General features: G+C 38.9%; 1 protein-coding gene. It reads right to left on the minus strand.

The genetic code is table 11. The features are described from left to right. Nucleotide 1: 1 nt before the first annotated feature. The coding region (locus tag DPG01_RS18560; RefSeq protein ID WP_110976019.1) for an IS30 family transposase at nt 2-506 on the minus strand (505 nt) is incomplete at its 5' end.

Consider the following 506-nt stretch of genomic DNA (forward strand, 5'->3'; position numbering starts at 1 on the left):
CTTAGATTAGCATTTGAAGTGCAACACCATGTTGTTGCCATAATACCTGACTCGGACTTTTAAAGCTGAGTCTTTTTCTTGGGCGATGATTCAAACGTTGAGTGATTTCTGAGATATATTCATCCGTATAGGCATTTAAATTACTGCCTTTTTTAATGTATTGTCTGATTAAACCATTTGTATTTTCATTCGTGCCTCGTTGCCAAGCGCTATAAGGATCAGCAAAATACCAGTCTAGTTCTAATTCTTGAGCAACATACTTATGTAGACTAAACTCCTTACCATTATCTGCGGTAATAGTCTTTAGCTGATCTTTGATTGGCCTAAGAAGGCTGATGGTTGTTTGGCAAATTTCCTCTGCCTTGCGTGAGCTACACTTTTTCAGCCATAAATAACCTGTCTTCCGATCCACAATAGAAACCAATGATTGCTGATGGTTCTTACCAACAATCGTATCTATTTCCAGATCACCAAAGCGATTCCGCCGCTCAATCTCGATAGGTCTA

This window comes from Acinetobacter sp. WCHAc060042 (genome assembly GCF_003231195.1).
GTDB lineage: Bacteria > Pseudomonadota > Gammaproteobacteria > Pseudomonadales > Moraxellaceae > Acinetobacter.